This window comes from Nonomuraea composti, assembly GCF_012034275.1.
GTDB classification, from domain to species: Bacteria; Actinomycetota; Actinomycetes; order Streptosporangiales; family Streptosporangiaceae; genus Nonomuraea; species Nonomuraea composti.
The window spans coordinates 116,605-142,573 of sequence record NZ_JAATEP010000029.1 but is presented as its reverse complement, the minus strand read 5'-3'; the positions used below and the strand labels follow the sequence as shown (position 1 = coordinate 142,573).

Here is a 25,969-nt window from a genome sequence, read left to right as displayed (position 1 = left end):
CGACCTAGTGTCCGGAGCATGGGCACACGCTCCTCCTTCCTGCTCGATGTCCTGATGACGGAGTTCGGCGAGTCGATCAAGCGAGACCCCGCGGCGTTCCGGCGGAAGTTCCGGAAGATGGCGGCCTCGCCGTTCGCCTTCTACCGGGGCAGCGCCTGCCTGTTCTACGCGGACATGGCCGGCGCCTTCGCCGACGGTTCCTACCTCGACGGCCCGACCAGCCGGGTCTGGATCCACGGCGACCTGCACGCGGAGAACTTCGGCACGTACATGAACGCCTCCGGCGAGCTGGTCTTCAACGTCAACGACTTCGACGAGGCGTACGTGGGCCCGTACGTCTGGGACCTCAAGCGGTTCGCCGCCAGCGTGGCCCTGCTCGGCTACGCCAAGGCGCTGTCGGACGACTCGATCAGCATGCTCGTGACCGACTTCGCCGGGGCGTACCTGGTCGAGCTGTCCGCGATCGCGGCCGGCGGGGACGACGCGATCGGCTCGCTCACCCTCGCCACCACCAGCGGGACGCTGCACCGCGTGCTGCAGCGCGCGCGGCTCAGCACGCGCGTGGCGCTGCTGGACGTGGAGACCGTGATCGAGGACTACGACCGGCGCTTCTCGCTGCTGGAGGGACGCGAGCCGGTGGACGAGCCGACCAGGCAGGCCGTGCTGGAGGCGTTCGCGGACTACCTGACCACGCTGCCGGTGCCGGGCAGCCCCGTCGAGCACGTGGTCAAGGACGTGGCGCTGCGCAAGGGCGTGGGCATCGGGTCGGCGGGGCTGCCGTCGTACAACCTGCTGCTCGAAGGGCGCTCGCAGGCACTGGAGAACGACGTGATCCTCTACATGAAGCAGGCGGCGGTGCCGGCGGTGGCGCGGCACGTCACCGACGAGAGGGTGGCCTCCTACTTCCGGCACCAGGGGCACCGCACGGCGGAGTCACAGCGGGCGTTGCAGGCCTACGCCGATCCCTGGCTGGGTTACACGACGCTGGGCGGGGTGGGGCAGCTCGTGGCGGAGGTGTCGCCGTACTCGGCGGACCTGGACTGGGACGACGTCAACGAGCCGGACGAGCTGCGCTCGATCGTGCAGGACCTGGGGCGGGCGGTGGCCCGCATGCACGCGGTGGCCGACGACGACTCCAGCCACGACCTCGTGGACTTCTCGACAGAAGAGGCGATCGTGGGCGTGATCGGGGACGACCGGGCCGGGTTCGTGGGGATGCTGGTGGACTTCGCCCACCGGTACGGGGCGCAGGCCCGCGACGATCACCAGCGGTTCGTGGACCTGTTCCGGAACGGGCGGCTGCCGGGGGTGTGACCCACGACTGGCGACCGACCGGTCGGTATGGCATCCTCCCAGAACATGACTCTGTTCTCAGTGGAAGGCAAGACCGTCGTCGTCACGGGCGGGTCGCGCGGCATCGGGCGCATGATCGCGGCCGGGTTCATGGAGGCGGGCGCGAGCGTCTACATCTCCGCCCGCAAGACGGCCGAGGTCGAGAAGACGGCCGCCGAGCTGGGCTGCGTCGCCGTGCCCGCCGACCTGTCCACCCCCGAGGGGCTGGAGCGGCTCGTGTCGGCGGTGGACGGGCCCCTGCACGTGCTGGTGAACAACGCCGGCGCGACCTGGGGCGCCCCCTTGGAGGAGTATCCGGAGCACGCCTTCGACAAGCTCTGGAACATCAACGTCAAGGGCGTCTTCTCCCTGACCCAGCGGTTCCTGCCGCAGCTCAGGCAGGCGGCCAGCGCCGACGACCCGGCCCGGGTGATCAACGTGGGGTCGATCGACGGCATCAAGGTGCCGGCCCTGGAGAGCTACGCGTACTCCTCGACGAAGTCCGCCGTGCACATGCTGACCAGGCACCTGGCCCGGCGCCTGGCCAAGGAGCACATCACGGTCAACGCCATCGCCCCCGGCCCCTTCGACTCGAAGATGATGGCGTTCGCGCTCGACGACCCCGCCACCCGCGAGGTCATCGCCTCCAACGTGCCCCTGGGCCGCATCGGCCGGCCCGAGGACATGGCGGGCGCCGCCATCTACCTGTCGTCGCGGGCGGGGGCGTACCTGACGGGCACGGTCATCCCCGTGGACGGCGGGATCTCCTGCTGAGCCTCTGGTCAGAGCAGCTCGCGCAGCGCCGTCGCGAAGCGGGCCGGCGCCCGCGGGTCGTAGGTCAGGAAGAGGTACGGCTCGGTCAGCTCCAGCTCGATGACCGCGGGCGCGCCGCCGGGCAGCCGGACCAGGTCGATCCTGGCGTAGAGAAGGTCATGGGGTATGGCGGTGAGCACCTTCTCGGCTAGTTCGACCTGGTCCGGGGCTGGGGTGCGGAGCTGGGCCCGCGGGTTGTCGGCCTCGGTCGCCCCGGCGGCCAGCATGGCGCTGCGGCGGACGGCGTGGCTGAAGCGGCCGTTGAAGTACAGCAGCGACGTCTCGCCCTCCGCCTCGACCATGTCGAGGTACGGCTGCACCATCGGCGTGCGCCCCGCTGCCTCCAGCTCCTTCGCCAGGCGGGCGGCCTCGGCGCGGTCGGTGGTGCGGGTGGTGTCGCGAGCGCCGCCGGAGACGGACGGCTTGACGACGTACTCGGGCCAGTCGGGCAGGCCCCGCGACGACCAGTGGGTGGGCACGGTCGGCACGCTCAGGTCGCGCAGGTAGGTCTTGTCGGTATTGGTTTCCAGCACGGCGTACGGGTTCAGCAGTTTCGTGACGGACGCCACGCGGCGCGCCCAGGCGAGGAACTCCTCGCGCCTGAGGATGTAGTCCCAGACGGAGCGGATCACCACGGCGTCGTACGCGCTCCAGTCGGCCGACGGGTCGTCCCAGCGCTCGACCCGTCCCTCGATGCCCGCCTCCCGCCAGGCGGCCGGCACCAGGTCGCGTTCGTCGTCCAGCTCGAAATCCGCATATGTCACATAGGCGCAGATAGTCACCCAGCGATCCTAATGTGGCGCGAGCCGGGCCATTTCGGACCCGGCCCGCACCCGTTACGGACGCGGGCAGCCGGCCCCCATCAGCCGGCCGCGCTCAGCGGGCCAGGTCTAGTCGTGGACGTCGTCGACGACCGAGTCGCTGCCGTTGGTGGCCGTCACGGTGTTGCCGTTGACGTTGTTGACCCCGGTCGCGCCGGCGCCGTTGACGTTGGCGTTGACGACGTTGCCGAAGTTGTTGCCCGACTGGGAGGAGTCGCGGTTGGAGCTGGAGTTGCCGGCGTTGGTGTCGGCGTACGCGGGGGCCGACAGCAGGGTCACCCCCGCCGCGGCGGCGGCGGCGATGCCGGTCATGCAGAGCTTCTTCATGTCGATGTCCTTTCCGAATGCTGTGCTCGGACGTCAGCCGGTCAGTCGAAGACGTACGTCACCGCGATGCCGCCGTTGGCGGCGGTCGTGGCGAAGCCGTTGACGTTGTTGACGTTGGTCGAGTGACCCTCGCCGTGGTTGGTGGCGAGGACGTCACCGAAGGTGTTGCCCGACTGGGACGAGTCGTCGTTGGCACTCCGGTTGGCGGACCAGGTGTCACCGGTCAGGGGACCGGCCCAGTCGTCGTCAGCGTGAGCGGGAACCGCGAGTAGTGCGCCACCGGCCACCGCCGCCAGCACGGCCGAGACGGCGCACACCTTTCTGATCACTTCTGCTCCTTCGCCTGTGGGGAAGCCCTCCGGAGCGGCGCGCGCCGGGCCCAGCGCACCACCCCTCCCTTGGACCTTCCTTGACCCCAAGGGGATCAAGGACAGTGCGAGCATATAACTTGACGTGATCGAATGGTAGCGGAGCGTGTCGGAATATTGTTCGGACCTGACGCTGACACGGGATGTCAGTGACCGGGCCCTACCGTCGGCCGCATGATCTACGAGCTACGGCGCTACACGCTGCTGCCCGGGCGGCGCGACACCCTGATCTCCTTGTTCGAGCGGGAGTTCATCGAGGCGCAGGAGGCCACGGGCATGCGCGTCCCGGGCAGCTTTCGCGAGGTCGAGGAGCGGGACAAGTTCACCTGGCTGCGCGCCTTCCCCGACATGACCTCCAGGAAGGCGTCCCTGGAGTCCTTCTACGGCGGGCCCGTGTGGCAGGCGCACCGCGACGCGGCCAACGCCACGATGGCCGACTCCGACGACGTGCTCCTGCTGCGTCCGGCCGGCCCGGAGCCCGCTCCGCAGGACCGCCCGCCGGTCGGCGCGCCCCTTCCATCGTCACTCTACGTAGTCACCGTCTATCACGTGGACGGAGCCGACTTCGCCGAGCTCTTCCGCCGGGAAGCCCTGCCCGTGCTGGAGGGAGCCGGGGTGACGCCGGTTCTCCTCCTGGAGACCGAGCCTGCGGAGAACACCTTCCCGCGACTGCCGGTGAGGAGTGATGCGCGGGTGTTCGTCTGGCTCGCCCGGTTCGAGACGCCGGAGGAGGAGCGGGAGGTGGACCTGCCCATGCTGGAGCCGCGTTGCACGGCGCCGCCCGAGCGGCTGCGGCTGCGCCCCACCGCCCGCTCGGCCATGCGCTGACCCGCACGGCCGTGCCGCCCGGCCGGATCTCGCCGCCTCTGTCCACGCGGACCTCGGCGGCTCAGACCAGGTGCCGCCAGGCGGGAATCTCGCCGCCGCCGTCCACGCGGACCTCGGCGCCGGTCACGTAGCCGGGCGCGGCCAGCCACAGGCACGCCTGCGCCACGTCGGCGGGCGTGGCCATGCGGCCGGCGGGGATGGCCCTGCCGTCCAGGTCGGAGCGGCCGCCGTAGTGGCCGGCGGCGTCCTCGGTGGCGGCCAGGCCCACGATGACCGTGTTGACCCGCACCCGGGGCGCCCACTCCGCCGCCAGGCAGCGGGCCAGGTGGTGCAGCCCGGCCTTGGCGGCGCCGTACGCGGAGGTGCCCGGCGAGGGCCGGGCGCCGCTGGCGCTGCCGATCATCACGACGGCCCCGCCGGAGTCGGCGAGCAGCGGGTACGCGCGCTGCGCCACCAGCAGCGGGGCCGTGAGGTTGAGCTCGATGACGCGGGCGTGCAGGCGCGGCGAGGTGCCGTCCACCGGGGCCGGCGGCGAGCCGCCCGCGTTGTTGACCACCACGTCGAGCCGCCCGAGCCCGCCGATCAGCCGGTCCACCTGCTCGGGGTCGCGCACGTCGGCCTGCACGAACCGGTGCGCGGCCCGCTCGGGCCGGCCGCGCGCGCAGACGGTGACCTCGGCGCCGGCCGCCTCGAAGGCGGCCGCGATGCCCGCGCCGATGCCTCTCGTGCCCCCCGTCACCAGGACGGACCTGCCCGTGTAGTCGTAAGTCACGGTCACGGGTGCTACCGTACCAAGCAAGCGTTAGGGAGGTACATTGGGGATCTCGCTGCGGGAAGGCCCGATCGCCGAAGTGATCGTGGACGTGCCACCGGTGAACGCCCTGCCGGTGCGCGGCTGGGAGGAGCTGGCCCGGGCCGTGCGCACGGCCGGGGACGACCCCGCGACCAGGGTGGTCGTGCTGCGGGCCGAAGGGCGCGGCTTCAACGCCGGGGTGGACATCAAGGAGATGCGGGACAGCGAGGGCTTCACCGCCCTCGTCGGCGCCAACCGGGCGTGCTACGCGGCCTTCGCCGCCGTGTACGCGTGCGCCGTCCCCGTGATCGCCGCCGTGCACGGCTTCTGCCTGGGCGGCGGCGTCGGCCTGGCGGGCAACGCCGACATCGTGGTGGCCGCCGAGGAGGCGTACTTCGGGCTGCCCGAGGTGGACCGGGGCGCCCTGGGCGCGGCCACGCACCTGGCCCGGCTGGTGCCGCAGCACCTCCTGCGGGCCATGGTCTACACGTGCAGGAACGTCACCGCCGCCGAGCTGCACGCGTTCGGCTCGGTGCTGGAGGTGGTGCCGCGCGACAAGCTGCGCGAGACGGCCGTCCAGGTGGCCGAGCAGATCGCGGCCAAGGACCCGTACGTGATCCGCCGCGCCAAGGAGTCGCTCAACGGCATCGACCCGATCGACGTCAACCGCAGCTACCGCTTCGAGCAGGGCTTCACCTTCGAGCTGAACCTCATGGGCATCGGCGACCGGCACCGGGAGCGCTTCACATGAGCCCCGGAACGAGCAAGGTGATGACCGCCGAGCAGGTGGCCGCCTCCGTGGAGAGCGGGATGACGGTCGGGATCGGCGGCTGGGGCTCGCGCCGCAAGCCGATGGCCCTGGTCGAAGCCCTCGTCCGGGCTCCCGCCCGCGACCTGACGATCGTCTCGTACGGCGGGCCCGACGTCGGCCTGCTCTGCGCGGCCGGGAAGGTGCGCCGGGTCGTGGCCCCGTTCGTCACGCTCGACACCATCCCCCTGGAGCCCCACTTCCGGCGGGCCAGGCAGGCGGGCGAGATCGCGTTCACCGAGTACGACGAGGGCATGTTCATGTTCGGCCTGCTGGCCGCCGCGCACCGGCTGCCGTTCCTGCCGACGCGGGCGGGGCTGGGCTCGGACGTGCTGCGGGTCAACCCGGAGCTGCGGACGGTGCGCTCGCCGTACGGGGACGGCGAGGAGCTGGTCGCGGTGCCCGCGCTGACCATGGACGTGGCGCTGGTGCACCTCAACCGGGCCGACGCCCGGGGCAACGCCCAGTACCTGGGGCCTGACCCGTACTTCGACGACCTCTACGCGAAGGCGGCCGGGCGGTGTTACGTCTCGTGCGAGCGGCTGGTGGACCCGGCCGACCTGCTCAAGGAGGGGCCCGTGCAGTCGTTGCTGATCAGCCGGTCGATGGTGGCCGGCGTGGTGGAGGCGCCCGGCGGGGCCGGGTTCACCTCGTGCGAGCCCGACTACGGGCGTGACGAGGCGGCCCAGCGGCGCTACGTGGAGGACGCCCGTGAGCAGGGCTGACGTGTGCGTGGTGGCGTGCGCGGAGGCGTTCAGGGGCGACGGGGAGATCCTGGCGGCCGGGATCGGCGGGGCGATCACGGTGCTGGCGGCGCGGCTGGCCCGGCTGACGTTCGAGCCCGACCTGATCACGCACGACGGCGTGTGCCTGCTCACCGGCGACGTGCCCGCGCTCGGGCAGGCGCCGGAGGTGGTGGAGGGGTGGCTGCCGTTCCGGGAGCACCTGTGGCTGGTGCTGAACGGGCGGCGGCACGTCATGCTGGGCGCGAGCCAGATCGACCGGCACGGCAACACGAACATCTCCTGCATCGGCGACTGGGCGCGGCCGAAGGCGCAGCTCCTGGGGGTGCGCGGCGCGCCGGGGAACACGCGGTGCGATCCGACGAGCTACTGGATCCCCCGGCACTCCCGGCGCACGTTCGTGCCGGAGGTGGACATGGTGAGCGGGCTCGGCACCGACCGGGGGGCGTTCGAGCTGCGGCGGGTGGTGACGGACCTGGCGGTGCTGGACTTCGCCTCGCCCGACGGGGGGATGCGGCTGGTGTCGGTGCACCCCGGGGTGAGCGTGGACGACGTGGTGGCGGCCACCGGGTTCGAACTGCACGGCGTCTCCGGACAGGTCGCCCGGACGCGGGAGCCCACCGCCGAGGAACTGGCCGTCCTCGACCGCCTCGACCCCGGCCGCCTGCGCGAGCGCGAGGTGGCGGCATGAGGACCGCGCTGACCGCGCTCGTCGGCTGCCGCCACCCGATCGTCCAGACCGGCATGGGGTACGTCGCGGGCGCCCGGCTCGCGGCGGCCACCTCACGCGCCGGCGGGCTCGGCGTGATCGGCGCGGCCACCATGTCCGTGGCCGAGATGCGGGCGGCCATCCGGCGGGTGAAGGAGCGCACCGACGCCCCGTTCGGCGTGAACCTGCGCGCCGACGCCGACGACGCGGCCGAGCGGGTGGAGGTGCTGGTCGCCGAGGGCGTGCGGGTGGCCTCGTTCGCGATGGCGCCCCGCAGGGAGCTGATCGCCCGGCTCAGGGACGCGGGCGTCGTCGTGATGCCGTCGGTGGGGGCGCGGCGGCACGCGGAGAAGGTGGCCGGGTGGGGCGCGGACGCGGTGATCGTGCAGGGCGGCGAGGGCGGCGGGCACACCGGGCCGGTGGCGACCACGCTGCTGCTGCCGCAGGTCGTGGACGCGGTGGACATCCCCGTGGTCGCGGCGGGCGGGTTCTTCGACGGGCGGGGGCTGGTGGCGGCGCTGGCGTACGGGGCCTGCGGGATCGCCATGGGCACCCGCTTCCTGCTGACCAGCGACTCGCCGGTGCCCGACGAGGTGAAGAAGTTCTACCTGGCGGCGCGCGAGACGGTGGTGACCAGGAACGTGGACGGGGTGCCGCACCGGGTGCTGAGCACGCCGTTCGTGGCCTCGCTCGAACGCGCCCGCCTGGTCAGGGCCGTGGTGAACGGGGCGCGGTTCAAGCGGCTGTCGGGCCTGTCGTGGCGCTCGATGCTGCGCGAGGGCCGGCGGATGCGGCGGGCGCGCGGGCTGACCTGGGCGCAGGTGCTCCAGGCGGCGAACACGCCGGTGCTGCTGCGGGCGGCCATGGTGGAGGGGCGGGTGGACCTTGGTGTGATGGCCTCGGGTCAGGTGGTGGGGGTGCTCGACGACCTGCCGTCCTGCCAGGAGCTGATCGAACGGATCATGTCGGAGGCCGGAGCGGCACTGACCCGGCTCAGCGTCACCGGCCCCTGACTCGCCTGGGCGGCGCCACAGGACCGTGACGTCGCGGGCCTTACCGGACCGCGATGCCGCTCACAGGACCGTGATGCCGCGGGCCTTACCGGACCGCGATGCCGCTCACAGGACCGTGATGCCGCGGGCGGCGAGGATGGCGTTGGCCTGCGCCTGGTTGATGACCGCGCCCGCGAACGCGCGCAGCTTGGCGTCGTCGGGCTCCCCCAGGTCGGCCCCGCGCAGGTCGGCCTTGGTGAACTTCGTGCCGAGCAGCCGGGTGCCGCGCAGCCGGCAGTCGCTCAGCGTGGCCTCGGTGAAGTCGCAGCCCGACAGGTCGGCGTCGTCGAAGCGCACGCCCTCGATGTGCTCCTTGCGCAGCGTGCAGCCGCCGAGGTTGGCCAGCGTCAGGTTGGAGCGGCTCAGCTTGAAGCCGGTGCCGCGCGACCCGGTGAGCGCCGCCCCGATCATGCGGCAGCCGGTGAACGAGACGTCGGTCAGCAGCGCGCCCGCGAACTGCGCCGAGGACAGGTCGACGTCGGTGAAGGCGGCGTCGATGAGGTCGGCGTCGTTGAACCTGGTGCGCATCCCGCCGCCGCCGGCGAACACGGCGCCGTCGAGGTCGGCCTTGCGGAAGTCGGTCTGGTCGAGCACGCAGCTCTCGAAGCGGGCCCCCGCCAGCGAGGCGCCCCACAGGTCGGTCTCGGTCAGGTCGCACTCGCGGAACACGTGCGTCTCCCCCGGCGGCAGCCGGTCGCCGAGCGCCTTGCGGGACAGGTCCTCGCCCTCGAAGTTCACGCGCTAGAGCCTACCGGTCAGCACCTCGGCGGCCGCCCGGCCGCAGACCTCGGCCGACCCGTGCGTGGCGACGTGCACGGCGCCCAGGTCCGAGCGGGCGGGCAGGCCCATCTCCACCACGACGGTGTCGGGGCGGGCGCTGAGCAGGTGCTCCAGGGCCGCGGTCTGCCAGGCGTAGCGGTGCACGTCCCTGACGACCACGACGAGCGGGCGGCCGGCGGCCAGGTCGATGAGGCGCTCCAGCTCCGGCCCCGTGGCCTGGCCCGCCTCCAGGCGGGTGACGTCGGTGCCGGGCAGCAGCCGGGCGAGCGGCGCGCCGACGCCCCACGGGGTGTTCCTGTCGATGGCCAGGTTCATGAGGGGCGCCAGCTCCACCACGTACGGCGCGCCGGTGAGCGGCAGGACGGGCGCGGTGGAGCGGCGGGTGACGCGGATGGCCCGGCGGGCCGCCTCCAGGCCGGCGCGGCCGTCGGCGGGTGCCGGGCTGCCCGAGGAGGTGGCCCACGCGGCCAGCTCGCGGACCCTTCGAGCGGCGTCGGCCAGGCGCTCCTCGGGCAGCAGTCCTTCGGTCACCGCCGCCGCGATCGCGTCGCGGATCCCGGCGGCGGTGGCCTCGTCGGCGTGCTCGCCGCCGACGCAGATGGCGTCGGCGCCGGCGGCGATGGCGCGGGCGGAGGCGCCCCCGATCCCGTACGCCCCCGACACCGCGGCCATCTCGATGCCGTCCGTGATGATCAGCCCGTCGAACCCCAGCTCCTCCCGCAGCAGCCCGGTCAGCACCTTGGGGCTGAGCGTGGCGGGCCGCTCGGCGTCGTACGACGGCACGAGGAGGTGCCCGGTCATGACGACCTTGACCCCCTCGTCGATCGCCTCGCGGAAGGGGTGCAGCGCGTCGTCGATGCCGCTCTCGGCGACGACGGGCACGCCGTGGTGGGAGTCCACGGCGGTGTCGCCGTGCCCGGGGAAGTGCTTGGCGCCGGCGGCGACCCCGGCCGACTGGAGGCCGCGGACGAACGCCCGTACGTGCCGGGCGACGAGCGCCGGGTCGGCGCCGAACGCGCGCAGGCCGATGACGGGGTTGTCGGGGTTGGAGTTGACGTCGGCGGAGGGGGCGAAGTCGATCGAGATGCCGGCCCTGGCCAGGTCGCCGCCGAGGCCCCTGGCCAGCGACTCGGTGAGTGCCACGTCGTCCACGACGCCCAGCGCGTACGCGCCGGGCCGGCTGCTGCCGGTCGCCACCTCCAGCCGGGTGACCTCGCCGGACTCCTCGTCGATCCCGACCAGCACCGACGGGTTCTCGGCGCGCAGCGCGGCGGTGAGCTCGGCCACCTGGCCGGGGCCGGCGATGTTGCGCGTGAACAGCACGACGCCGGCCAGCCCGTCGCCGAGCCGGCGGCGCAGCCAGTCGGGCGGGGTGTGGCCGGTGAAGCCGGGAAAGATCACGGCGTCGGCGAGGCGAAGCAGGTCACCGCTCAGGGGCATGACCCGAAATCTAATAGGAAAGTTTCCTATTTGCTAGAGGCATTTTCTGATGTCAGCCCGCTCCCTTTGGTCACGAACTCCCCCACCGGACGCACCGGAGCCCCTGCGCGGTCCACGAAGTCCACCCCTCGGAACGCCACCCGTAACTCCTCCAGGCTCGCCGTGCACGACAGGTAACCGCGCCGGTCGTCGAAGAAGCGCAGGTGCGGGTTGGCCGCCAGCACGGCGGGCCCGTCGGTCTCCGGGGGCCGGCTGGTGATCGCGCTGCCCACGAACTCGACGCCGACCGTGGCCGAGCCAGGATCCAGGAAGTCCGCCTTCAGCTCCCCCGCCCAGGCGTTGTGCACGTCCCCGCTGAAGACGACCAGCCCCGGCGCGTGCACCCCCAGGATGCGCGCCCGCTGCGCCGGATGGCCGTCCCAGGAGTCGGCGCGCAGGTTCGGGGCGGGGCCGGGCACGAAACGGCGGGCGAAGAACAGCGGCTGCACCAGCACCCGCCACCGTACGGGGCTGGTGACCAGGCGCGACACCAGCCACTGCTCCTGCGCGGCCCCGAGCATGGTGACGGCGTCGCGGTGCTGGCGCGCGTCCAGCACCAGGAAGTCCGCGACCGTCCCGTACGTGCGCCTGCGATACATCTGCAGGTTCCCGTCCTCGGGCCGCACCCTGATCGGCTGGTTCTCGTAGTACGCCTGGTACGCCGCGCCCCTGCGGCGCAGGAACGCCGCCGACCCGTCACCCCGGCCCCGGTAGTTGTCGAGCACCTCGTGGTCGTCCCACGTCGGCACCCACGGCGCGGCGGCGTGCGCGGCCTGGAGGTCCGGGTCGGTCTTGTAGCGGGCGTAGCGCTGGCGGTACTCGTGCAGCCGGCTCGCCTCACCCGGCAGCGGCCCGAGCGCGCGCACCACCGTGGCCGACTGGCGGGACTCGTAGATGTAGTCCCCCACATGGAGGACGACGTCGGGCCGCTCGTCCGCCAGATGCCGGTAGGCGGTGTAGAAGCCGTGCTCGTAACGCTGGCAGTTGGCCACCGCGAACCGCACGGGCCGCGTCGAGGCCGGGTCGTCGGCCGTCCTGGTGCGCCCCACCGCGCTCTGCCGGCCGCCGGCCCTGAACCGGTAGAAGTAGTCGGTGCCCGCCTTCAGCCCGGCGACCCTGACGTGCACGCTGTGCGCCCAGACCGGCAGCGCCTGGGCGATGCCGTGGCGCAGACCCTGGGTGAACCGCTCGTCCTCGGCGAGCTGCCAGCTCACCTCCACGGACCTGGGGGCCATGCCGCCCGGCCGCCGGGGGTCGGTGCCGAGCGGGTCGACTGCTAATCGCGTCCAGAGCACCACGCCGTCGGGCAGGGGCTCACCGGAGGCGACGCCGAGGGTGAACGGGTTCGCCATACCTTCATGGTGCGGGAGCCAGGCGCTCGATGATGGTGACGTTCGCCTGTCCTCCGCCCTCGCACATGGTCTGCAGGCCGTACCTGCCGCCGGTGCGCTCCAGCTCGTGCAGCAGCTTGACGGCCAGCACGGCGCCGGTGGCGCCGAGCGGATGGCCGAGGGCGATGGCGCCGCCGTTCGGGTTGACCCTGGCCGGGTCCGCGCCCGTCTCCTTGATCCAGGCCAGCACCACCGGGGCGAACGCCTCGTTGATCTCGATGGCGTCGAAGTCCCCGATGGACAGGCCGGTCATGCCGAGCGCGTGCACGGTCGCGGGGATCGGGGCCGAGAGCATCATGATCGGGTCGTCGCCGCGTACCGACAGGTGGTGCACGCGGGCGCGCGGGGTAAGGCCGTGCTCGCGGACGGCCCGCGGCGAGGCGATGAGCAGGGCGGCGGCGCCGTCGGAGATCTGCGAGGCCAGGGCGGCGGTCAGCGTGCCGCCGTCGGTGAGCGGCTTGAGCGCGGCCATCCGGGCGCGCGTGGTGTCCCTGCGCGGGCCCTCGTCGGTGGTGACGCCCTCGTACGGGGCGATCTCGCGGCGGAAGTGCCCGGCGTCGATGGCGTGCAGCGCCCTGCGGTGCGACTCGTACGCGTACGCCTCCATCTCCTCGCGCGAGATCCCCCACCGGGCGGCGATCATCTCGGCGCCGGTGAACTGGGAGACCTCCCGCGTGCCGTACCGCTCCGTCCAGCCCTTGGAGCCCGAGAAGGGGCTGTCGTGGCCGAGCGGGCGGCCCGCGAGCATCGCCGCGGAGATGGGGATCATGCTCATGTTCTGCACGCCCCCGGCCACGACCAGGTCGTTCGTGCCCGACAGCACGGCCTGCGCGGCGAAGTGCAGGGCCTGCTGCGAGGAGCCGCACTGGCGGTCGATGGTCACGCCGGGCACCTCCTCCGGCAGCCCGGCGGCCAGCCAGCACGTACGGGCGACGTCCCCCGCCTGCGGGCCGATCGTGTCCACGCAGCCGAAGATCACGTCCTCGACGGCGGAGGGGTCGGCGTCGGCCCGGAACATCAGCTCCTTGAGCACGTGCGCGCCGAGGTCGGCGGGGTGGGCTCCGGCCAGGCCGCCGTTCCTGCGCCCGATGGGGGTGCGGACGGCGCCGACGATGTACGCCTCACTCATCCCCGCATCGTAGCAAGCGCTTGGTCTACGCGGGAACGCCGTATGAGCTGGGCCGGTTAGGCGAACAAGCGATTGTCTCAGGGCCCATAATGGGAACGTGACCACGCGAAAGAACTCCGGCACGACCACCACCCCGGCGAAGCGCCAGCGTACGACCTCGTCGGGGTCGGCGTCCGAGCGCCGTGACCACCTCGTCAAGCTCGCCGCGGAGCTCTTCGCGCGCAAGGGCTTCCAAGCCACGACAGTACGCGAGATCGCCGACGAGGCAGGAATCCTCTCCGGAAGTCTCTACCACCACTTCGACTCCAAGGAGACGATCGTCGACGAGGTGCTGTCCACCTTCCTCGACGACCTCATCGCGCGCTACCGCGCCGCCCTCGACTCCGGCTCCAACGCCCGCGAGGTGCTGTCGGAGATGGTCCGCATCGGCTTCGGCACGCTCGAGCCGCACCGCGCCGCGATCACGGTGATGCAGAACGACTGGAACTACCTGCGCCAGTTCGAGCGCTTCAACTACCTCGTCAAGGCGGAAGACGAGGTCGAGCAGATCTGGGTGTCGCAGATCAAGGCCGGCCAGGCCGCCGGGCTGTTCAGGTCCGACGTCGACCCCAAGCTCACCTACCGGATGATCCGCGACACCATCTGGGTGGCCGTGCGCTGGTTCCGCCCCGGCGGCAGGCTCAACACCACGGCGCTGGCCGAGCACTACATCACGGTGCTCTTCGACGGCCTCGCGACAGGCGAGCGCACCACCCAAAAGGGATGAGCCTCGGCAAGGCGGTGCGCCTGGCACTGCAGGACGCGGCCGAGCCCGGCAAGGCCGAGGCGATGCGGGCCTACATGAAGTCGTCGATGCCGTTCCTGGGCGTGCAGGCCGTGCCCAGGCGCGCGGCGCTGCGGCGGGTCTTCGCCGAGCACCGGCTCGACAGCGCCCCCGAGTGGCGGCGCGCCGTCCTGACGCTCTGGCGGGAGGCCGAATACCGCGAGGAGCGCTACGCCGCCATCGAGCTGTCCGGCTACCACCTCTACCGCGAATACCAGACCCTCTACACGGTCCCCATGTACGAGGAGATGATCGTCTCCGGCGCCTGGTGGGATCTCGTCGACGAGCTGGCCACCCACCGCGTCGGCGGGCTGCTGGCCGCCTACCCCGACTCGATGCGCCCGCTCATGCTGGAGTGGGCGCACGACGCCGACCTGTGGAAGCGGCGCACCGCCATCCTGTGCCAGAACCGGTTCAAGTCCCGCACCGACACGGCGCTGCTGTACGCGTGCATCGAGCCGAGCCTGTCCGACAACGACTTCTTCGCCCGCAAGGCCATCGGGTGGGCCTTACGCGAATACGCCAAGGTCAACCCGGGCGAGGTGATCCGCTACGTCAAGGCGAAGGGCATCTCGGGGCTCAGCCGGCGCGAGGCGCTGAAGAACCTGCCGGTCACCTGAGCCGTCACCTGAGCTGCCGGGCGGGCCGTCACCTGGTCCACAGGGCGTCCTGAACGGCCTGCACCAAGGCCATCAGCTCCGGGGTGACCCGCTCCCTCGACCACGCCAGCGCATACGTGATCCGCAGGTCCCCCGCCTCCAGCGGCACGAACCGCACGTCGTCCCGCCGCACGGTCCTGACCAGGAGCTGCGGGATGGGCAGCAGGCCCGCGCCCGCCGCCACCAGGTCGAGCGCGGCGGCGAAGTCGTCGTCGGCCACCAGCCGGGAGCGGCCCGGCAGCCCCGGCCACGGCCGGGTGCCCGGCGTGAGCAGCACGTGGCCGCCCAGCTCGTCCGCCGTCACCTTGGGCCGCGACTCCAGCCGGTGCCCGGCGGGCACCGCCAGATGGTCGACCGTGACGTGGAACCTGGCCGCCGTGACGAACGGCGCCGGCGCCGGCGTGGCCAGGATCGCCGCCGACACCTCGCCGTCCGCCAGCGCCCGCGCCGCCGCGCTCCGCCCGGCCGCGCGCAGCTCCACCCCGATCGCCGGCGAACGCCCCGCCAGCCGCCGCACGATCCGCGCCGCCAGCGCGCCCACGAGCGGTGGATAAGCCAGGTGAATGGTCGGCCGGGCCAGCCGGGCCGCCTCGACCTCGAACGCCCGCACCGACTCGATCACCTGCTCCGCGTACGCGAGCAGCGCCTTGCCCTCCGCCGTGAGCCGCACCTCGCGGGCCGAACGCTCGAACAGCCGGGACCCCGTGGCGCGTTCGAGACGGGTGATGGCCTGGCTCATCGCGGGCTGGGACATCCCCAGGTCGGCGGCGGCGGCCGAGAAGCTGAGCCGTTCCGCGACCTTCGTGAAGCAGTGGATCTCCCTGAGCATAAGCAGCACGAATCCATGGTGCACGACCCGGCGGGCAGTCGGCACGATCGAGCGACCTGATCCAGATCGAGGGAGCTGAAGAGATGTCCACCTTTCCCCCGTCCACCGTGCTGGGTTACCCGCGCATCGGGCCCCGGCGGGAGCTGAAGCGGGCGCTGGAGTCGTACTGGAGCGGGCATTCCACCCGCGCCGACCTCGACCGGGCCGGCGCCGAGCTGCGGGAGCGGACCTGGCGCCGGCTGGCCGAGCTCGGGCTGCACGGGCTGCCGTCGAACACGTTCTCCCTGTACGACCAGGTGCTCGACACGGCCGTGCTGCTCGGCGCCGTGCCCGAACGCTACCGGGACGCCGCCGACCCCTACTTCGCGATGGCCAGGGGCACCGAAGGGCTCGCGCCGCTGCGGATGACGAAGTGGTTCGACACGAACTACCACTACATCGTGCCCGAGATCGAGCCCGGCACCGTGTTCAAGCTCGACGCGAGCAAGGTGCTGGGCGAGGTGCGGGAGGCGCGGGCGCTAGGCTTCGAGACGCGGCCCGTGATCGTGGGGCCGGTGACGTTCCTGCTGCTCGGATCGGCGCTGGACCGGCTGGAGGACGTGCTCGGCTGCTACGAGGAGCTGCTCGCCGCGCTGGCCGCCGAGGGCGTCGCCTGGGTGCAGCTCGACGAGCCCGCCCTCGTCGGCGACCGGACCCCGGAGGAGCTGGCCGCCGTCCGCACCGCCTACGAACGGCTGGGGGCCGTCCCGTCGCGGCCCGGCCTGTTCGTGGCCTCCTACTTCGGCGAGCTCGGGGAGTCGCTGCCCGTCCTGGCCGGCACGCCGGTGGAGGCCATCGGCCTCGACCTCGTACGCGGCGGCCTGCCCGCCGCCGACCTCACCGGGAAGATCGTGGTCGCGGGCGTGGTGTCGGGGCGCGACGTGTGGCGAACCTCCCCCGGGCGGGCGCTGAGCCTGCTGGGTGCCCTTCAGGGCGCGCAGGTCGTGGTCAGCACGTCGTGCTCGCTGCTGCACGTGCCCTACACCCTGGCCGACGAGCCGGAGCTGGAGGCGGGGCTGCGGGGGCGGCTGGCGTTCGCGGAGGAGAAGGTGGCCGAGGTCGTCGCCCTGGCCGAGGCTCATGCCCGCGGCGCGGCCCCCGGAACGCCCGCCGGGATCGCCCCCGGCACACCCGCCGGGATCTCCGCCGGCGGACCCGCGTCCGGCGCGCTGCTCTGGGACGACGACGAACCGTCCGTGGAGCTGTCCTGGGACGAAGAGCCGTCCGTGGCCCTGCTGCCGGAGACAGGGCCGGCGTCCGCCGAGGCCGTGGAGCCCGCGGGAGAGCGTTCCCCGTACCCCGTGCGGGCTGCCGCGCAGGCCGAGCACCTGCGGCTGCCCCCGCTGCCGACCACCACGATCGGCTCGTTCCCGCAGACCGGCGAGCTGCGCGCGGCCCGCGCGGCGGTGGCCGCCGGCACGCTGTCGCAGGCGGACTACGAGCGGCGGGTCGAGGCCGAGATCGAGCGGGTGATCCGGCTCCAGGAACGGCTCGGGCTCGACGTGCTCGTCCACGGGGAGCCCGAGCGCAACGACATGGTGCAGTACTTCGCCGAGCACTTCGACGGGTTCGCCGTCACCAGGAACGGCTGGGTGCAGTCGTACGGGTCGCGCTGCACCCGGCCGCCCATCCTGCACGGCGACGTGAGCCGGCCCGAGCCGATCACCGTCCGGTGGGCCCGCTACGCCCAGTCGCTCACGTCCCAGCCGGTCAAGGGCATGCTCACGGGGCCCGTCACCATCGTCGCCTGGTCGTTCGTGCGCGACGACCTGCCGCTGCGGGACGTCGTGTTCCAGGTCGCCGACGCCATCAGGCAGGAGGTGCGTGACCTGGAGGCGGCCGGGGTGTCGATCATCCAGGTGGACGAGCCCGCCCTGCGCGAGCTGCTGCCCCTGCGCCGCGCCGACCAGGCCGCCTACCTGGAGTGGGCGGTGGCCGCGTACCGGCGGGCCACGTCCGGAGCCGGCGACCGGACGCAGATCCACACGCACCTGTGCTACTCGGACGCCGACCAGATCCTCGCCGCCATCGACGGCCTCGACGCCGACGTCACCACCATCGAATCCGCCCGCTCGGGGGCCCGCATCCTGGGCGCGGTGTCGACGTTCGGACGGGGCCTCGGGCCGGGCGTCTACGACATCCACTCGCCCCGGGTGCCGTCCGCCGAGGAAGTGGAGTCGCTGCTGCGCCGGACTCTTACGGCGTTGCCGGTGGAGCGGGTGTGGGTGAACCCGGACTGCGGGCTGAAGACGCGCACGTACGAGGAGGTCGAGGCGTCGCTGGCGAACGTGGTCACCGCCACCCGCCACCTCCGCACCACACTCGGCGCCTGACCACCTCTCCCTCCGGGTGCCCGCCACACACCGGGCACCCGGCCCGCCTCCCACCCTCGCCCGGGAGCCGGAGCCACGCCCCCGCCTCCCACCTTCACCCGGGAGCCGGAGCCACGCCCCCGCCTCCCACCTTCACCCGAGAGCCGGAGCCGCCCCCGCCTCCCACCTTCACCCGAGAGCCGGAGCCGCCCCCGCCTCCCACCTTCACCCGAGAGCCGGAGCCGCGCCCCCGCCTCCACCCACGAGCGGCACCGCCACCCCACCTTCATCCGCGCAGAGGAAAGAAGGCTCAGTGCGAGGCGGAGTGGCGGTCGGCGATCCTCGTGAGCAGGGCGATGAGCTGCTCGCGTTCGGCCGAGGACAGGGGCGTGAGCAGCTCGTCCTGTGCCTGGGACAGCAACCGGTCGAGCTCCTTGAGCCACTGGACGCCCGCCGGCGTTACCGTGATGATGTTGCGCCGCCGGTCGCCGGGGTCGGGGTTGCGCTCGACGAACTCGCGCTCGGCCAGCTCGTTTACGGTGGCCACGATGTCGCTGCGGTCGATGCCGGTGCGCCGCCCCAGCGCGGCCTGGCTCGCCGGCCCGAACTCCTCCAGCGCCGCGAGCAGCGCGTAGTGGTAGCGGCGCGACCCCGTCTCGGCCAGCGCCTGGTCGACGAGCCGGTTGGCGGACATGGCGACCTGGTTGATCAACCGGCTGGGCAGGACGCGCAGCCGCTGCGGGATCGGGTCCTCGGGTTTCTCCACGCGCCCCACCGTACCAACCCCATTGGCGCAACCAACAATCTCCTGTATTGTTAGTCGAGCGAACATTGGCACGGCCAACGAAATGGGAGAGAACCCATGCCCACCACCACCGACGACCGCACGGACGTCACCGAGCTCATCTACCGGCTCTACGCGTGCATGGACGAGGGCCGCTTCACCGACCTGCCCGCCCTCTTCGCGGACGGCATCAGCGTGCGCACCCCCGGCGGCCTCGCCACCGGACGCGACGCCGTCGTGGCCCAGGCCGCCCGCAACCACTCCCCCGAGGAACGCGTCCAGCACTTCGTCCACAACCCTCTGGTGGAGGTGGACGGCGACCACGCCACCATCCGCGCGGACGTCATCGTCACCTTCACCCCGGAGAGCACCCCGCAGAGCACCCCGGAGCCCCGCTACACCCTGAGCGAACGTTTCCGCTACGAGGCGACCCGCTCCCCCGAAGGCTGGCGCCTGTCGCGCGTCGACGGCACCCCCGTCTGGTCCACCGGCACCAGCCGCCGAGCCGCCGCACCCCAGCGCTGACGCTCAGGCGTACCGCTCGGTGTACTCCTCGACCGTCATCCCGAACAGCACCTCGTCGTCATAGCGGCCGTTGGCGAAGTGGCTCCTGCGCCGGCGCCCCTCCTCCACGAACCCGAGCCGCCGGTGCAGCGCCAGCGACGCCTCGTTCGAGCCGTAGACCCAGGCTTCGGCCTTCTGGAAGCGCCGCTCGAAGAACATGTACCGCAGGAGCAGCACGACCGCCTCGCTGGCGTACCCCTTGCGGTGGTGCGGGGTTCCGACGGAGATCCCGTAGGCGAAGGTGCCGTGCACCCGGTCCACCTGGTGCGTGTTGAGCGACCCGACCGGCGCGTTGTCGTGCTTGCTCGCGATGACGAGGGAGAACTCGTCGAGGTCCGGCTCCTCCTCGGCGCTCTCGGCCAGCTCCTTCTTCATCCGGGCGACCGACGTCGGCGGGGCCAGCCGCCAGCCGTTCCTGATGGCGTCGGAATCCTCCTCGAAGGCGTGGAACGCCTCCCAGTCCTCGGGCTCCCTGCCGCGCAGCCGTACCCGTTCTCCCACCCAAGCGGACGATGTCATGTCAGGCAGCCAAGCAGACCAGGCAAAAGCTCCGCGAACGATTTTCGGCCCGGCCCGGACTGGGCCGGATCGGGCCGGAGCGGTCGCCATCGAGTTCAGGAGACGGATGTGCGTTCGTCAAACCCGCAGGACGGTGACCTGGCGGCCGGACGGCGTGGCCGCCTGCTCGAAACCGCCCCGCTCCTTCCACGGCGGCGCCTCCGGGCGCCGATCGAAGATCACCAGCACACCGGCCCTCAGGGTGAGCCGGTCCAGGTACCTGTCGAGCTGGGCGAGCCCGTCGGGCATGGGGTCGTTCTCGCCCGCTCGCCAGACTTTCAGTTCCATGGCCTCGCGCTGCACCAGCCGGTCCCCGTCGGGGCCGGTGTAGGGCCAGCGGACCAGCACGTCCAGGCGCTTGGTGCCGGCGGCGTACTCGCGGTCGAGCTGGCCGCCGCCGTTGACGAGGCGGTGCAGGAAGGCCATGAGGATGATCTGGCAGGCGGCCTCGTGGTAGCCATCCTGCCGGATGAGCACCTCACCGTGCTCGCGCCAGAACACCACGAACTCCTCCAGCAGGCGCGGCAGGTCGAACCGGCCGTCCGGCAGCACGAAGCTGTGCGGATCGGCTCGCACGAACCGCTCCGCGCGATCGCCAAGGATCCGGAACAGCACTTCACGGTAGATCGGGTTGGCGATCTTCAGGTCTCTGGTGCTCCGGATGAGACCCAGGTCGTGGACGTAGGAGACGTCGTCGTCGAAGGCGGTGTCCGTGTGCGGCCACGTTCCCGCCATGATCGGGGCGATCACCCGTTCCACCCGCGGCTCACGCAGCCGCGCCGCCAAGGCGTCCAGGTGGGTGGCTCGCGCCCGGATCAACCGTTCCTTGGCCTCTTCCACGTGGTCGCCGGTGATGGAGCCGCTCACTCTCATCTTGGTGATGACCTCACACGCGAGGGCGTTGACCAGCCACGGCTGTCCCTGCGTCAGCTCGAAGACCCGCTCCACCGCCTCCTTGGTGAACTCCTGGCCGGTCGCCTCGGTGTGCTGGCCGTACAGCTCGGCGATCTCGTCGGCGGTGAAGTCACCCAAGCGCAGCGACTCGGCGACGACATTGAACGGAACGATCGCGTCCGATCCTTCCGGTGCGCCCCCCATGGCTATCGTGCGGTTGCCCAGCCCGCACAGCACCATGGACGCCGGGAATGGACGGCCCATGTGCCTCGTGTTGTGGCCGTGGCGGAGCTGGCTGAGGATGCTCACCATGCTGTTGCCCTGCAGCGCGTCGACCTTGTCAAGGAACAGCACCACCCGTCGCGGACTGCGCAGGCACCACTCACTCAGCGCCGAACTGAACCGGGCGCCGGCCGGGGCCTCGGGCCGGGGACCCGGCGGCAGCAGCTCCTCCGGCCAGCTCGACAGATCCGCGGCCTCGCGAAGGGAGTCCAGCAGAAGCTGCTCTGCCCGCCCGACGTCGTCTCCGGCCGATCTCGCACGTTCGCAGGAGAACATGAGGGCGGCGACGTCACCCTCGGCGGTCAGCTCCGCGGCCATGGTTTCCAGCGCCGTGGTCTTGCCCGTCTGACAGGGCCCCTGCAGCACGAAGTAGCGATCCATCTCGATGAGTTTCCGTGTCTCAGGGAGACGCTGGGCGGGGGGCAGCATGTAGTGGTGCTGCGCGTTGCACGGGCCGATGGTGTTGAAATACCTCGCTTGGCGTGGCTGCATGGTCGCAGTCTGCCATCACCCTTGTCTGGTTGTCCGAAGACGACGAAGGTACGTCTGCGGTATTCGTGCTCAGGCGTCGTCTCGACGCGTCGCGCGGGCGATAGCTGCGCAGTGAGGGCGGGGCTAGTCGGTGAAGGTCCAGGGAAGGTGGGCCAGGGCGGCGTCGGCGTAGTGGCGGGGGCCGGTGCTCAGGCCGTACGCCAGGTCTTCGATCAGGGCGCAGCGGGCGTAGAAGAGGATGCGGGCTCGGTCCTGCTTCGTCACCGGGAACTCGTAGTGGGTCAGGGTGCGGGTGAAGAGGTCAGGGCCGAGGTCGCGGTAGATCAGGGCGAAGTCGTGGGCGGGGTCGGTGATGGCGGCGTCCGTCCAGTCGATGATGCCGGTGATCGTGCCTGTCTGCGGGTCCACCAGGATGTGTTCGGCGCCCAGGTCGTTGTGGCAGAAGCGGAGGGACGGGGGCTCGTCGGGTGGGGCTTCCGACAGGAAGCGCTCCACCAGGCTGCGGTGTGGCTCCGGGACGTGGGGGGCGACGTCCTGGTAGTCGAGGGCGGCGTCCTGGAGGAGCGTCGGGGCGGGGTAGACGTCCAGCGGGGCCAGGTCGCGCATGGTGCCGGGGATGGCTCCGTGGATGGCGCTCAGGAAGGTGCCCAATTGTTCCGCCAGGGTGGCGGGGCCCAGGGTGCCGCCGACCCGATGGTGGTGGTCGGGGTCGCCGGGCTGATGGTCGTCGTGCAGGTGGTGGTTGAGGGGGGTGCCGGGGAGTTTGCGGTACGCGATGGTGCCGGTCTCGTCGTCGGCGAAGACCACCTCGGGGACGGGGAGGGGGGACAGCTCCCTGACGGCCGCCAGTCGGGCGACCTCCTGCCGGTTGGCCTGCGGGTCCGCCACTCTGCTCCGTCGTACGAGCAGCTCGTCGTTGACCTCGTACACGAAGTTGTCGAGGCCGTGGCCGAGCCGGTTGACGGTGCGTACCCGGTAGTCGGGCAGGTGGCGGGCCAGCAACGCGCGGATGTCGCCAGTCACATTCCGCACCCTAAGCCGGAGTCGTCCGGCATGCGACCCGTTTGAGCACTCGAGCGGTATGAGCGTGCGACCCGTTCGAGTGCTCTGAGAGCTACTTGAGCGCTCCCGAGGTGAGGCCGGACTGGATCTGGCGTTGGAAGACGGTGTAGACGATCAGCATGGGCAGGATGGCGAGGGTGAGGGCGGCGAACAGGGCGGACCAGTCCTGGTCGTAGCCGGCGGCGGTGGAGATGTCGGCGATGCCCATGGTGAGCACCCATTTGTCGCGTTCCTGGAGGAGGATCAGCGGGAGCTGGTACTGGTTCCACTGGCCCAGGACGTTGAAGATCGTGATGCTGATGATGCCGGGCCTGGCCATGGGCAGCATGATCTGGAAGAACACGCGGGTGTGGGAGGCGCCGTCCACCATGGCGGCTTCTCCCACGGCGGTCGGCAGGGTGCGGAAGAAGGCCGACAGGAAGAAGATGGTGAAGGGCATCGAGTACGCGATGTAGACGAGGACGACCCCCGCGTGCGTGTTCAGGCCGATGTACGGACCGACCACGGGGATGGTGCCCATGTTCTGGACGACGAAGAACAGCGGGGTCAGCGCCAGGTAGACGGGGAAGGCCAGGCCGGAGACGAACAGCAGGTAGATGGCGCGGTTGCCGCGGAAGGGGTAGCGGGCCAGCACGTACGCCGCCATCGACCCGATGAGCATGGTCCCGAAGGTGCTGAAGGACACGACGATGACGCTGTTGAGCATGTACTGCCCGATGTGCGCCTGCTCCCATGCCCGGGCGAAGTTGTCCCAGCGCAGCGTGGCGGGCAGGGACCAGGCGTCGCCGAAGATCTCGTCCTCGCTCTTGACCGAGGCCAGGAACGTCCACAGGATCGGGACCATCACGAGCAGGGTCCAGATGAGCAGGGCCACGTGCGTGAGCACGCCGAGGGGGCCGAGGCGGCGCTTGCGTTCGTCGCGGGCGATCTTCCGCGAGTTCGCGGCCGTCCACGAGATCATCGTTGTCATCAGTACTCGATTCGTTCGCGCCGGGACAGCCGCAGCGACAGGATCGCGAAGCCGACGGTGAAGAAGAACATCACCACGCCGAGCGCGGAGGCGTAGCCGAAGCGGAAGTGCTCGAAGGCGTTGCGGTAGATCTCGGCGGCCATGACGGTGGTGGCGCGGTCGGGGCCGCCGTGCTGGAGGGTCATCACCCAGACGATGGCGAACACGTCGAGGGCGAGGATGCCGAGGTAGACCCAGGCGGTCTGGACGGTGTCCCAGAGCAGCGGCAGCGTGATGCGGAAGAACAGGCTGGTCCGGCTGGCGCCGTCGATCTGCGCGGCCTCGAACATGTCCTTGGGGATGGAGGCGAGGCCGGCGGAGAAGAGCACGACGTAGAAGCCGACCGCCTGCCACACCATGACGCCGAGCACCGACCAGAACGCGATGTCGGTGTCGGACAGGAACCCGACGGGGCCGAGCCCGAGCGCCATGAGGGGGCCGTTCAGCATGCCGCTGGCGTCGGGCCGGAACACCTGCTGGAACAGTACCGCCACCACGGCGACGGCCAGCACCTGCGGGAAGAAGAACACGACGCGGTAGAACTTCGACCCGCGGATGCCGGTCACGCCCTGCGCCCCGCCGACGTTGAGCAGGAAGGCGAAGAACAGGGCGATGACGATCGTGATCAGCGGCAGCAGCACGAGCAGCGCCGCGTTGTGGGTGACGGCCTTCCAGAAGACGGTGTCGTTGAAGAGCCGGACGAAGTTGTCCAGGCCGATGAACCTGGGGGTGGCCGTCACGCCGCGCCAGTCGGTCATGGCGATGTAGAACGCCTGGATGTACGGGGCGATCACGTACACCAGGTAGAGAATCACCGGGGCTGCCAGGAACGAGGTGATGAACAGCCCGCGGCGATACCTGTTGAAGAACATCAGCGCTTGAACTTCTTGATCGAGGAGTCGTTCTTGATCTCGTCGGCCTTCTTCTGGAGACGTTCGAGGTACTTGTCGGCGGTCAGGCCGCCGGACATGAGCTCGCCGGTGGCGGCGACGGCCTCGTCCTTCAGGGGGCCGTACCAGTTGTACCAGCGGTAGTAGACGGCGTTCGCGCCGGCGGCGGCGACCGCCTTGGAGGCGCTGGTGACGCCCGGGGAGATGTCGCGGCCCTCGGTGGCGCCCTTGACGACGGTCAGGGTGCGGACGAGCGCGCTGAAGTCGCCGGCCGCCTTCTTCGACAGCATGGCCCGCAGGTACTCCATGCCGGCCTGCGGGTGGGCGCTCCTGGCGGAGACGATGAAGTTCTCGCCGGGCTGGGTGTGCAGGGTGCCGTACGGGAGCTTGTCGGAGCCGGTGACGTCGGGGATGGGGAACATGCCGTACTCGAAGTCGGCGGGGGTGGTGGTCTTCTGCTCGTTCTCCAGCCAGGAGCCGGAGGGCAGCATGGCCACCTTGTACTTGTTCTGGGCGGTCTGGGTCTGGACGTGGTCGAGGCCGGTGGTGCCCTCCATGAGGTACTTCGCCCCGACCTCGGCCCAGGCCGCGGCGGCGGTCTTCATGGCCTCGGTGGTCCAGGCGCCGTCCTCGAGGTTGTCGATGTTGACCAGCACCTCGTTGCCGCCGATCTTCGCGGCCATGGTGAGCAGCGGCTCGTACAGGTATTGGGGGAACTTGCCGGCGTAGGTGAACGGCGCCATCTTGCCGGACTTCTTGATGGTCTCGCACAGGGCGAGGAACTCGTCCCAGGTCTTGGGGATCTGCCAGTCGTTGTCCCGGAAGACCTTCTGCGAGTACCAGATGCCGTGGATGTAGTTGACGTAGCCGAGGACGCTGAACTTGCCGTCGTAGGTGCCGATGTCGATGACGGACTGGTCGATGGTGTCCCTGACCTTGACGTTCGGGTCGTCCCAGCTCGGGGCGTCCAGCAGCGGGGTGAGGTCCTGGAGCTGGCCGTCCTGGGACAGGGCGCCGAAGTCCATGAAGTTGGCGCCGGAGTTGTCGATCACCTCGGGCGGGTTGCCGCCGGCGAAGCGCGGCTGCAGGACCTTGGTGATCTCCTTGGTGGCGTTGTGCTTGATCTCGACGCCGGAGTACTTCGACTTGAACAGCGGCTCGTGGATGTTCTTGGCGTAGTCCTGGCCGAAGCCGCCGTCGAAGATCCAGATTTCGAGTGGTTTGGTGCCGACGCCGAACGGGTTGGCGGCGCTGGTCGCGGCCGGGGCGGCCGAGCTCGTGGCGGCGGGCGGCGCCGCCGGCGTGGCGCACGCGGCGAGCGCGCCCGCGACGGGCACGAGCGCGGCGCCGCGGAGGAGTTCGCGCCTGCTGATATGGGGGGTGTGAGGCATGATGGTTG

General features: G+C 71.3%; 27 protein-coding genes. 11 read left to right on the top strand and 16 right to left on the bottom strand.

Annotation, left to right across the window (positions count from 1 at the left end):
* Nucleotides 1-18: 18 nt before the first annotated feature.
* Nucleotides 19-1,314, top strand: a complete 1,296-nt coding sequence (locus tag HCN51_RS34495) for a DUF2252 domain-containing protein (protein WP_168015386.1) — start codon at nucleotides 19-21, stop codon at nucleotides 1,312-1,314.
* Nucleotides 1,315-1,359: 45 nt separating this feature from the next.
* Nucleotides 1,360-2,106, top strand: a complete 747-nt coding sequence (locus tag HCN51_RS34490; RefSeq protein WP_168015385.1) for an SDR family oxidoreductase — start codon at nucleotides 1,360-1,362, stop codon at nucleotides 2,104-2,106.
* 8 nt (nucleotides 2,107-2,114) lie between these two features.
* Here the strand turns inward: HCN51_RS34490 and HCN51_RS34485 are convergent, their stop codons facing one another.
* The 3 genes from HCN51_RS34485 to HCN51_RS34475 all read right to left on the bottom strand — a co-directional run bounded on the left by HCN51_RS34485 (nucleotide 2,115) and on the right by HCN51_RS34475 (nucleotide 3,622).
* Nucleotides 2,115-2,909 carry an ATP-grasp domain-containing protein gene (locus HCN51_RS34485; protein WP_346433888.1) on the bottom strand — a complete coding sequence of 265 codons (795 nt, stop codon included), beginning with the start codon at nucleotides 2,907-2,909 and terminating at the stop codon, nucleotides 2,115-2,117.
* Between the two features lie 126 nt (nucleotides 2,910-3,035).
* The gene (locus tag HCN51_RS34480; RefSeq protein WP_168015383.1) at nucleotides 3,036-3,293 is read right to left on the bottom strand and encodes a DUF320 domain-containing protein; all 258 of its coding nucleotides are present in this window, start codon (nucleotides 3,291-3,293) and stop codon (nucleotides 3,036-3,038) included.
* A 41-nt stretch (nucleotides 3,294-3,334) separates the two neighbouring features.
* Complete coding sequence (locus tag HCN51_RS34475; RefSeq protein WP_168015382.1) at nucleotides 3,335-3,622, bottom strand: hypothetical protein; 288 nt, start codon at nucleotides 3,620-3,622, stop codon at nucleotides 3,335-3,337.
* Nucleotides 3,623-3,835: 213 nt separating this feature from the next.
* On the opposite strand from HCN51_RS34475, the gene HCN51_RS34470 reads away from it, so the two are divergent.
* Nucleotides 3,836-4,489: an NIPSNAP family protein gene (locus HCN51_RS34470; RefSeq protein WP_168015381.1), complete on the top strand. Its 654-nt coding sequence runs from the start codon at nucleotides 3,836-3,838 to the stop codon at nucleotides 4,487-4,489.
* Between the two features lie 61 nt (nucleotides 4,490-4,550).
* Here HCN51_RS34470 and HCN51_RS34465 read toward each other — a convergent pair whose 3' ends face one another.
* Nucleotides 4,551-5,267 (bottom strand): SDR family oxidoreductase, encoded by a 717-nt coding sequence (locus HCN51_RS34465; protein ID WP_168015380.1) that lies wholly within the window; start codon nucleotides 5,265-5,267, stop codon nucleotides 4,551-4,553.
* 37 nt (nucleotides 5,268-5,304) lie between these two features.
* Here HCN51_RS34465 and HCN51_RS34460 point away from each other — a divergent pair, with 37 nt between their 5' ends.
* The 4 genes from HCN51_RS34460 to HCN51_RS34445 are packed head-to-tail and all read left to right on the top strand — an operon-like array spanning nucleotide 5,305 to nucleotide 8,555.
* Entirely contained in the window at nucleotides 5,305-6,033 is a 729-nt protein-coding gene (locus HCN51_RS34460; protein WP_168015379.1) for an enoyl-CoA hydratase family protein, read from the top strand.
* Entirely contained in the window at nucleotides 6,030-6,815 is a 786-nt protein-coding gene (locus HCN51_RS34455) for a CoA transferase subunit A (RefSeq protein WP_168015378.1), read from the top strand. Before HCN51_RS34460 ends, HCN51_RS34455 begins: the two co-directional genes overlap by 4 nt.
* Nucleotides 6,802-7,524, top strand: coding sequence for a CoA-transferase (locus tag HCN51_RS34450; protein WP_168015377.1), 723 nt, complete (start codon nucleotides 6,802-6,804; stop codon nucleotides 7,522-7,524). Before HCN51_RS34455 ends, HCN51_RS34450 begins: the two co-directional genes overlap by 14 nt.
* Entirely contained in the window at nucleotides 7,521-8,555 is a 1,035-nt protein-coding gene (locus HCN51_RS34445) for an NAD(P)H-dependent flavin oxidoreductase (protein ID WP_168015376.1), read from the top strand. The genes HCN51_RS34450 and HCN51_RS34445 overlap by 4 nt, the downstream gene beginning before the upstream one ends.
* 105 nt (nucleotides 8,556-8,660) lie before the next feature.
* Here HCN51_RS34445 and HCN51_RS34440 read toward each other — a convergent pair whose 3' ends face one another.
* Genes HCN51_RS34440 through HCN51_RS34425 form a run of 4 tightly spaced genes read right to left on the bottom strand, consistent with a single transcriptional unit; the run spans nucleotide 8,661 to nucleotide 13,373 of the window.
* Nucleotides 8,661-9,332, bottom strand: coding sequence for a pentapeptide repeat-containing protein (locus HCN51_RS34440; protein ID WP_168015375.1), 672 nt, complete (start codon nucleotides 9,330-9,332; stop codon nucleotides 8,661-8,663).
* Between the two features lie 3 nt (nucleotides 9,333-9,335).
* Complete coding sequence (locus HCN51_RS34435; RefSeq protein ID WP_168015373.1) at nucleotides 9,336-10,814, bottom strand: glycoside hydrolase family 3 protein; 1,479 nt, start codon at nucleotides 10,812-10,814, stop codon at nucleotides 9,336-9,338.
* Nucleotides 10,815-10,840: 26 nt separating this feature from the next.
* On the bottom strand, nucleotides 10,841-12,205 hold the full coding sequence (locus HCN51_RS34430; protein ID WP_168015371.1) for an alkaline phosphatase D family protein: 1,365 nt from the start codon (nucleotides 12,203-12,205) through the stop codon (nucleotides 10,841-10,843).
* Nucleotides 12,206-12,209: 4 nt separating this feature from the next.
* A complete protein-coding gene (locus tag HCN51_RS34425) occupies nucleotides 12,210-13,373 on the bottom strand; it encodes an acetyl-CoA C-acetyltransferase (protein ID WP_080042141.1) in 1,164 nt (387 codons plus the stop codon).
* Between the two features lie 97 nt (nucleotides 13,374-13,470).
* Between HCN51_RS34425 and HCN51_RS34420 the strand changes: the two genes are divergently transcribed.
* Both HCN51_RS34420 and HCN51_RS34415 read left to right on the top strand, forming a co-directional pair.
* The gene (locus HCN51_RS34420; protein ID WP_080042142.1) at nucleotides 13,471-14,139 is read left to right on the top strand and encodes a TetR/AcrR family transcriptional regulator; all 669 of its coding nucleotides are present in this window, start codon (nucleotides 13,471-13,473) and stop codon (nucleotides 14,137-14,139) included.
* Nucleotides 14,136-14,816: a DNA alkylation repair protein gene (locus HCN51_RS34415; RefSeq protein WP_080042143.1), complete on the top strand. Its 681-nt coding sequence runs from the start codon at nucleotides 14,136-14,138 to the stop codon at nucleotides 14,814-14,816. The genes HCN51_RS34420 and HCN51_RS34415 overlap by 4 nt, the downstream gene beginning before the upstream one ends.
* A 28-nt stretch (nucleotides 14,817-14,844) precedes the next feature.
* On the opposite strand, the gene HCN51_RS34410 is transcribed toward HCN51_RS34415, so the two are convergent.
* On the bottom strand, nucleotides 14,845-15,684 hold the full coding sequence (locus tag HCN51_RS34410) for a LysR family transcriptional regulator (RefSeq protein WP_240973547.1): 840 nt from the start codon (nucleotides 15,682-15,684) through the stop codon (nucleotides 14,845-14,847).
* An 83-nt stretch (nucleotides 15,685-15,767) separates the two neighbouring features.
* Here HCN51_RS34410 and metE point away from each other — a divergent pair, with 83 nt between their 5' ends.
* Entirely contained in the window at nucleotides 15,768-18,056 is a 2,289-nt protein-coding gene (gene metE / locus HCN51_RS34405) for a 5-methyltetrahydropteroyltriglutamate--homocysteine S-methyltransferase (RefSeq protein ID WP_168015367.1), read from the top strand.
* Between the two features lie 289 nt (nucleotides 18,057-18,345).
* Here the strand turns inward: metE and HCN51_RS34400 are convergent, their stop codons facing one another.
* Nucleotides 18,346-18,801, bottom strand: coding sequence for a MarR family winged helix-turn-helix transcriptional regulator (locus HCN51_RS34400; protein ID WP_230465517.1), 456 nt, complete (start codon nucleotides 18,799-18,801; stop codon nucleotides 18,346-18,348).
* A gap of 96 nt (nucleotides 18,802-18,897) precedes the next feature.
* Between HCN51_RS34400 and HCN51_RS34395 the strand changes: the two genes are divergently transcribed.
* A complete protein-coding gene (locus tag HCN51_RS34395; RefSeq protein ID WP_168015363.1) occupies nucleotides 18,898-19,344 on the top strand; it encodes a nuclear transport factor 2 family protein in 447 nt (148 codons plus the stop codon).
* 3 nt (nucleotides 19,345-19,347) lie between these two features.
* On the opposite strand, the gene HCN51_RS34390 is transcribed toward HCN51_RS34395, so the two are convergent.
* The 6 genes from HCN51_RS34390 to ngcE all read right to left on the bottom strand — a co-directional run bounded on the left by HCN51_RS34390 (nucleotide 19,348) and on the right by ngcE (nucleotide 25,961).
* The gene (locus tag HCN51_RS34390; protein WP_080042148.1) at nucleotides 19,348-19,902 is read right to left on the bottom strand and encodes a GNAT family N-acetyltransferase; all 555 of its coding nucleotides are present in this window, start codon (nucleotides 19,900-19,902) and stop codon (nucleotides 19,348-19,350) included.
* A 117-nt stretch (nucleotides 19,903-20,019) separates the two neighbouring features.
* Complete coding sequence (locus tag HCN51_RS34385) at nucleotides 20,020-21,498, bottom strand: hypothetical protein (RefSeq protein WP_206068211.1); 1,479 nt, start codon at nucleotides 21,496-21,498, stop codon at nucleotides 20,020-20,022.
* 234 nt (nucleotides 21,499-21,732) lie between these two features.
* A complete protein-coding gene (locus tag HCN51_RS34380; protein ID WP_168015361.1) occupies nucleotides 21,733-22,632 on the bottom strand; it encodes a phosphotransferase in 900 nt (299 codons plus the stop codon).
* A 91-nt stretch (nucleotides 22,633-22,723) separates the two neighbouring features.
* Nucleotides 22,724-23,641, bottom strand: a complete 918-nt coding sequence (locus tag HCN51_RS34375) for a carbohydrate ABC transporter permease (protein ID WP_168015359.1) — start codon at nucleotides 23,639-23,641, stop codon at nucleotides 22,724-22,726.
* A complete protein-coding gene (locus HCN51_RS34370; protein WP_168015357.1) occupies nucleotides 23,641-24,552 on the bottom strand; it encodes a carbohydrate ABC transporter permease in 912 nt (303 codons plus the stop codon). The genes HCN51_RS34375 and HCN51_RS34370 overlap by 1 nt, the downstream gene beginning before the upstream one ends.
* Complete coding sequence (gene ngcE, locus HCN51_RS34365; RefSeq protein ID WP_168015355.1) at nucleotides 24,552-25,961, bottom strand: N-acetylglucosamine/diacetylchitobiose ABC transporter substrate-binding protein; 1,410 nt, start codon at nucleotides 25,959-25,961, stop codon at nucleotides 24,552-24,554. Before ngcE ends, HCN51_RS34370 begins: the two co-directional genes overlap by 1 nt.
* Nucleotides 25,962-25,969 lie beyond the last annotated feature (8 nt).